Origin of the sequence: Achromobacter sp. (assembly GCF_036567245.1) — a bacterium.
GTDB lineage: Bacteria > Pseudomonadota > Gammaproteobacteria > Burkholderiales > Burkholderiaceae_B > Achromobacter.
The window spans coordinates 1-6,579 of sequence record NZ_DATCUY010000320.1; the positions used below are offsets into that span (position 1 = coordinate 1).

The following is a 6,579-nucleotide window of genomic DNA, read 5'->3' on the forward strand; positions in this document are numbered from 1 at the left end:
ATGCGCAACCTGCTGATCGACGTCTCGGGCAACACCCACCGCGCCGAGTTCTGCATCGACAAGCTGTACTCGCCGTAGAGCGGGACTTGGCGGGCGGGTTCGGTGATGAGCATCCGATGTTCTCCTTGCTTGGGTGGCGCCGCGCGGCTGGCTGTTGCTTACTGGCCCTTGATGCCCAGCTTCTTGATCAGCGGCTCCCAGCGCTTGAGTTCGTCGTCCATGTAGGCGCGGAACTCGGCGGGTGTGGTGGCGGCGGGATCCATGAACTGTGCTTGCAGGCGCTTGGTGACCTCGGGGTCGCGGATGGCCTGGATCAGTGCATCGGACAACTTCTTCTGGATGTCGGCCGGGACCTTGGACGAGATCACGAAACCGATCCACGCTGAGCCTTCGATGCCTTGCACGCCGACTTCGGCCAGCGTCGGGATCTCGGGCAGCAGCGCGGAGCGCTTGGACGAGGTGACGGCCAGCGCCTTCAGGCGTCCGTCCTTCACCATGGGCATGACGGCGATGGGCGGCAGCGCGGCGAACTGCGTGTCGCCGGACAGCAGCGAGGTCAGGGCGGCGGGCGACGAGGGATAGGGTACGTGGGTCGCGCGCGCGCCGGTCTGCTGCAGCATCAGCTCCACGGCCAGGTGCGACACCGTGCCAGCGCCCGTGGACGGGAAGTTGTACTTGTCCGAGTTCTTCTTCAGCGCGTCCAGCAACTGGCCGATGTTGGCGATGCCGGCCGACGCAGGCACGACCAGCACGTTGGGCTGGTGCACGGCCAGCGTCAGCGGCGACAGGTCGGTGGCCGGCGCATAGGGCAGCTTGTCGAACAGCAGCGTGTTGTTGACCAGCGGCCCGGTGATGGACACGCCGAAGGTGTAGCCGTCGGGCTTGGCGTTGGCGATGGCAAAGGTACCAATGTTGCCGCTGGCGCCCGGCTTGTTCTCGATGACGATGGTCTGGCCGAGGATGGCGCCGGCCTTCTCGCCGACGATGCGCGCCACCTGGTCGGGGCTGGAGCCCGGACCGAAAGGCACGATGGCCTTGAGCGGCTGGGAAGGCCAGGCCTGCGCCTGCGAGGCTGCCAGCGGTGCCAGCGCGGCCAGCCCCAGGATCATTGCATGGACAGCGATGCGGCGCGCGTGGGGCTTATGCATGGGTGTCTCCGACATCCTTCATGGTGTTGAAGTAGGTTTGTTCGTTGGCGATGAAGGCCGCGACCATGGCGCGGTAGGTGGCGTCCACCACCTGCTCCAGGTTGGCGAAGCCCTGGTTGTGGCGTTCGGCCAGCAGCCGCACCTTTTCGAAGACCTGCGCCTGGCGGGCGGGCGCGCTCACCTGGAAGGCGTCGCGCTTGAAGCGGGCGGCGTCCTTCACGTACATGGCGCGCTCGGCGATCAGGCGCACGATCTCGTCGTCCAGTCGGTCGATGTTGGCGCGCACGTCCGCCAGGTTGGCGCATAGCGGGCGGTAGGAGGGATCGGTGTATTCGCGCAGCGGCGCGCCCTGGGTGTCGGGTTCCTGGTGGCTCACTTGGCGTAGTCCGGTTGCTGGGTGGGAGCAGCCTGCTGGAAGGCGGGCTGCGCATTGCAGTGTTCGTACACGCGGAGTGCGCGTGGGTAGGCGGACAGATCGCAGCCCATGCGCTGGGCGTTCGCCACCTGCGGCACCAGGCAGCAGTCGGCCAGGGTGGGCGCATCGCCGTAGCAGTAGGCGCCATGGCCGTGGCGGACCAGCAGCGCTTCCACCGCGGTCATGCCTTCTCGTATCCAGTGGTGGTACCAGGCGTTCTTCTGTTCTTCGCTGGCGCCCAGGACGTCCTGCAGATAGCGCAGGATGCGCATGTTGTTGACCGGATGGATGTCGCAGGAGATGGCGTCGGACAGTTCCAGCACGCGCGCCCGCTCCAGCGTGCCTGTCGGGATCAGGCGCGGCTCCGGGTAGGTGGCGTCCAGGTAATCGATGATGGCCAGCGACTGCGACAGCCGGATATCGCCATCGATCAGCAGGGGCACGCCCGCGGAAGGGTTCTTGGCCACATAGTCCGCGGCGCGCTGCTCCTGCTTGCGCAGGTTCACGGGCAGGTACTCGTAGGACAGGCCCTTGAGCGCCAGCGCGATGCGCACGCGGTAGGAGGTGGAACTATTGAAAAAGCTGTGCAGTTGCATGCGGTTTCCTGGCAGGTTCACACCATCTGCACGCTGAGCGTGCCCAGGCCGTCCACGCCGCCGACCATCTTGTCGCCGCGTACCACCGGGCCCACGCCTTCGGGCGTGCCGGTGTAGATCAGGTCGCCAGCTTCCAGGCGGAAATACTTGGACAGGTAGGCGACGGTCTCGGCGACGGACCAGATCAGCTTGCCGATGTCGCTTCTCTGCTTGTCGGCGCCGTTGACCTGCAACCAGATGGCGGCCTGGTCGATACCATTGACCGCACTGGCGGGATGCAAGGGACCGATCGGGGCGCTCAGGTCAAAGGCCTTGCCCAGTTCCCAGGGCCTGCCGGCCTCGCGCATCTTCATCTGCAGGTCGCGGCGGGTCATGTCCAGGCCCACGGCATAGCCCCACACGTGTTGCAGCGCCTGTTCTACGGGAATGTTGGCGCCGCCCTTGCCGATGGCCGCGACCAGTTCGATCTCATAGTGCAGATTGGCGGTCTCGGAAGGATAGGGCAGCGACAGCGTGCTGCCTTCGGCCACCGGCACCACGGCATCGGCCGGCTTGCAGAAGAAGAACGGCGGTTCGCGGTCCGGGTCGAAGCCCATTTCGCGGGCGTGGGCGGCGTAGTTGCGGCCGACGCAATAGACGCGGCGCACGGGGAAGCTGTCCTGGCTGCCTGCGACAGGCACGGCGACGGGGGCGGCGGGATCGAAGACGAAAGACATGGGTCACCTTTGATGAATGCGGGCGGAGCCTGGCGCGGCCCCAACCTGAAACGGAAGAAGAAGGAGCGCGCCGGCTTCAGCCGACGCGCGCTTCGCGCCACACACCCAGCGCGTCCTGCACGGGGCGGTCGGAATAGCTGAAGAGGGTGGCGTCATCCAGCGCGGCCAGTTGCACGGGCTGCCAGGATGGGGCGACGAAGACGTCGCGTGGACCGAAATGGAATTCCTGGTCGCCGATGCGGGCGGTGCCGCGGCCCTCGACCACGCTGTAGACGGTGGAGTCGGTGCTGCGGTAGGTCTTGCCCTGGAAGCCGGCGGGCAGGAATTGCATGAAGGTCGCCATGGTCGGCATGGGATAGCCGCCGGTGGCCGGATTCAGATAGCGCAGCTTCACGCCGTCCCAGGGATCCAGTTCGCCGTGGCGGTAGAGCTGGTCCAGCGCTTCGCGGCTGCGTTCATAGGGGTAGTTGAAGATGGGCGAGGTGCCGCTGGCGGTCTGGTGGCGTACCGGCGCCATGTTGTGGCCGTAGCGCGCCATGCTGTCGCCTTCGGGGCGGGTCACGGGCTGGGTGGCCGAGGGATAGTTTTCGGCGAAGCCGGCGTCCAGGAAGCGCAGCAGCGGAATGTCCAGGCCGTCCAGCCACACCACGGGCTCGCCGCCCTCGGCGGTCTCGGCGTTGCCATGGTCATGCCAGGTCCAGGACGGCGTGATGATGAAATCGCCGGGGTGCATGGTGGTGCGCTCGCCATTCACGGCGGTGTAGGCGCCGCGGCCTTCGACGATGAAGCGCAGCGCCGATTGGGTGTGGCGGTGGCTGGGCGCGATCTCGCCAGGCAGGATCAACTGCAGGCCCGCATAGAGGCTCTGGGTGATGCTGGCCTGACCGGGCAGGCCGGGATTTTCCAGGATGAGCACGCGCCGTACGGCTTCTTCCGCCGTGATCAGCGAGCCGGACGCCATGACGTCGTCGCGCACGTCCTCGTACTTCCAGATGGCGGGGATGCAACGCGGCGCGGGCTCGCGCGGCACCAGGTTGTGCAGCGACTCCCACAGGGGCGCCATGTGCTTTTTGGCGATGCGTGCGTAATAGGCGGCGCGGTCGGCGCCGGGGGTGTGGCCGTTGGGCATGCTTGTCTCCGGAATGTCCGGCTGGCGCCGGCTTCGCGTGGCCGCCGCTAGGTTCGCGGCTGGTCCTGGTATGGAGACGATTATGCGTAAGGAGCTATGTGTTTTGAAATGAAATTATCTTATTATCCATATCAATAAGAATATACATAGACGAGACGAGGGCCTGCATGGACTGGACCCACCGGTTGCGCCTGCGCAATCTGAAGATGCTGCTGAGCCTGGCCCAGACCCGCAACATCAGCCATTCGGCGGCGATGCTCAACACGACGCAGCCGGGCTTGTCCAAGTGGCTGAAGGATCTGGAAGACGACATCGGGCTGCCGCTGTTCGAACGGCATGCGCGCGGCTTGCGGCCTACGCCGCATGGCGACGTGCTGATCGCGCATGCCCAGCGGGTGGAGGCGCAGCTGGACCGCGCCAGCGCGGACATGGCGGCGTTGCGCGAAGGGGGCGGCGGCAGGGTGGTGATAGGCGCGTCGGGCGCGTCGGCATCGGACACGGTGCCGCTGGCGGTGATGAAGCTGCTGGAGCGCATGCCGCAGGCGCGGGTGAAGCTGGTGGAGGGCACGACCGACCTGCTGCTGGCGCAGTTGGCGCAAGGCGACCTGGACATCGTGGTGGGGCGTTCCGCGCCTGAGCATCACGACCCTGCGATCCGCTTCGAGGCCTTGTACCTGGAACCCATCCACCTGGTGGCGCGGCCGCGCCATCCGCTATTCGCGGTCGAGCAACCGTCCTGGCCGGATCTGTTGTCCTACCGTTGGATCCTGTGGCCCAAGGGCACACCCATCCGCAATGCGGTGGACGCGGCGCTGGCGGCGGCGGGGCAGGCGCCGCCGCCGGACCACGTGGAGTCCAATTCGGTGACCATCAATCTCACGCTGATCAACAACAGCGACATGATCGGCGTGGCTTCGCATCGGGCGGCGCTGCGTTTTTCGCAGATGCGGGCGATGCGGATCATTCCGGTGCGCCTGTCGGGATTCGGGTCGGTGGCGATGTACTGGCGCGAGGACGCGTTCAGGCCGATCGCGGTGGAGGAAGCAATGGCGGCATTGCGGAGCACGGTGGCGGAACACGCTTCGGGCGCGGCGAGGACGTGATGGATGCGCCACGGGCGGGACTGAATGCGTTGATCGCGCAGTGCCGCAAGCTGGAGGCGGCGTTGCAGCAGCAGGATGAACCGGCCATGTCGGCGGCGATGCATCGCTTCGTGGCGGAGATGGATGCACGGCGCGCGCCGCCTGGGATGTGGTCACCGCTGGTGTTGGCGGTGCTGGTGATGACGGGCGGGCTGGGCGTGGGGATAGGCGTGCTGAGTCTGTTGCTGCGCGTGGCTGGGCCGGCGCTGGCGGCGTTTGCCTTGGTGCTGGTTTGCGCGGTGACGGCGCTGGCGTTGGCTATCGGGGTGGTGGCGTTCATGGGCGGGCACGCGTTCGGGCTGGTGGTGCTGAAGCGGCTGGCCTTGGGGTTGATCGCTGTCGGGTTTCTGGGGGTGATTGCCTGGACGCAGGGGGATGTGCGGGCGGTCGGGCCTGTGGTGGCTTTGTTGGCGGGGTTGGGAGCTTGGCTGGTGCTTAATAGCAATGGGTTTTATGTGTTTGCTGGGTATCAGATGGCTCGTCGGTATATGGAGCGGGGGGGGTGAGGGGCTTGTGGGCGTGTGTGGGCTCTTGAAGCTTCGTTGCGTTCTTGTGGCGCCTGTTGCGTTCTTGTGACGCCTGTCGAGTTCTTATGACGCCTGTCGAGTTCTTATGACGCCTGTCGCGTCGGTGGCCTGCGGGGCGCGGGGCAACGATTGCGGTCCGGAGCGTTCGCTCCGGACTGCCCCGTCGTCATCGTCGTCCAGGCCTTCGGCCTTTCCTTCCGATTCCCTCGGGCTTATCGACGCCCCGCGCCCCGCAGGCCACCGACGCGACAGACTCTGCTGGTTGAATCTTCACGGGCGCTGGGGCGGGGGGTGTGCTTGGCGTTCTTGCCGCTGGTGGGGGGGGGGCGGCAAGATCTTGCAGTGCCCGCCTCAAAAGGCCGCGCGGGCGGCCTTTTGAGGCTTACGCTTTGTCTTGCTGCTGCTGCTGCTGCTGCTGCTGTTGCGGTTGCCTGCCGGTGCCGTTGCTTTTGCTTTTGTCCTTTCCTTGCGGGCCTCGTTCCTTACTTCGCCGCCATCGTCTCTGGCGGTACCGGGTTCTCCCAGCCGCCGCCAATGGCGCGGATCAGGCCTACGGCGGAGCGGGCTTGTTCGCCGTTCAGTTGTACCGAGACGCGTTGCTGCAGCAGTACGCTGCGGTCGGCTTCGATCACGTCCAGGAAGCTGATGGAGCCTTCGCGGTACTGTGTGTGCGAGAGTTTCGCGGCGCGGGCGGCGGCGTCGACGGCGGCGTCTTGCGCCTTGGTCTGGTCGGCCAGGATGCGCAGGTTGGCCAGGTTGTCTTCCACTTCGCGGAACGCGTTCAGCACGGTCTGGCGGTAGACGGCGACGTCTTCCTCGTAGACGGCGCGGGCGCGGTCCAGGCCGGCCTGGCGGCGGCCGCCGTCGAAGATGGGCATGGACAGCGCGGCGCCGACCAGCGGGCCC

At 66.5% G+C, this 6,579-nt stretch carries 8 protein-coding genes and 1 pseudogene; 3 read left to right on the forward strand and 6 right to left on the reverse strand.

Translation table 11 applies throughout. The features are described 5' to 3' along the window. Nucleotides 1-75: pseudogene (locus VIR09_RS31590) on the forward strand (transglutaminase family protein); the annotation flags it as partial. 83 nt (nt 76-158) lie between these two features. On the opposite strand, the gene VIR09_RS13990 reads toward VIR09_RS31590, so the two are convergent. The 5 genes from VIR09_RS13990 to gtdA form a co-directional block, all read right to left on the reverse strand. Continuing rightward, nucleotides 159-1,148: a tripartite tricarboxylate transporter substrate binding protein gene (locus VIR09_RS13990; protein WP_332013405.1), complete on the reverse strand. Its 990-nt coding sequence runs from the start codon at nt 1,146-1,148 to the stop codon at nt 159-161. Then, the gene (locus VIR09_RS13995; RefSeq protein WP_332013406.1) at nt 1,141-1,524 is read right to left on the reverse strand and encodes a chorismate mutase; all 384 of its coding nucleotides are present in this window, start codon (nt 1,522-1,524) and stop codon (nt 1,141-1,143) included. Before VIR09_RS13995 ends, VIR09_RS13990 begins: the two co-directional genes overlap by 8 nt. Then, nucleotides 1,521-2,159, reverse strand: a complete 639-nt coding sequence (maiA, locus tag VIR09_RS14000; RefSeq protein ID WP_332013407.1) for a maleylacetoacetate isomerase — start codon at nt 2,157-2,159, stop codon at nt 1,521-1,523. Before maiA ends, VIR09_RS13995 begins: the two co-directional genes overlap by 4 nt. 17 nt (nt 2,160-2,176) lie before the next feature. After that, nucleotides 2,177-2,875 (reverse strand): fumarylacetoacetate hydrolase family protein, encoded by a 699-nt coding sequence (locus VIR09_RS14005; protein ID WP_332013408.1) that lies wholly within the window; start codon nt 2,873-2,875, stop codon nt 2,177-2,179. Between the two features lie 76 nt (nt 2,876-2,951). Beyond that, complete coding sequence (gene gtdA / locus VIR09_RS14010) at nt 2,952-4,004, reverse strand: gentisate 1,2-dioxygenase (protein ID WP_332013409.1); 1,053 nt, start codon at nt 4,002-4,004, stop codon at nt 2,952-2,954. A gap of 167 nt (nt 4,005-4,171) precedes the next feature. Here gtdA and VIR09_RS14015 point away from each other — a divergent pair, with 167 nt between their 5' ends. Together VIR09_RS14015 and VIR09_RS14020 are read left to right on the forward strand one after the other, a co-directional pair. After that, nucleotides 4,172-5,107 carry a LysR substrate-binding domain-containing protein gene (locus VIR09_RS14015; RefSeq protein WP_332013410.1) on the forward strand — a complete coding sequence of 312 codons (936 nt, stop codon included), beginning with the start codon at nt 4,172-4,174 and terminating at the stop codon, nt 5,105-5,107. After that, complete coding sequence (locus tag VIR09_RS14020; protein ID WP_332013412.1) at nt 5,107-5,652, forward strand: hypothetical protein; 546 nt, start codon at nt 5,107-5,109, stop codon at nt 5,650-5,652. Before VIR09_RS14015 ends, VIR09_RS14020 begins: the two co-directional genes overlap by 1 nt. Nucleotides 5,653-6,155: 503 nt before the next feature. On the opposite strand, the gene VIR09_RS14025 is transcribed toward VIR09_RS14020, so the two are convergent. Further along, nucleotides 6,156-6,579: TolC family protein (locus VIR09_RS14025; protein WP_332013411.1), on the reverse strand; the 424-nt coding region annotated here is incomplete at its 5' end.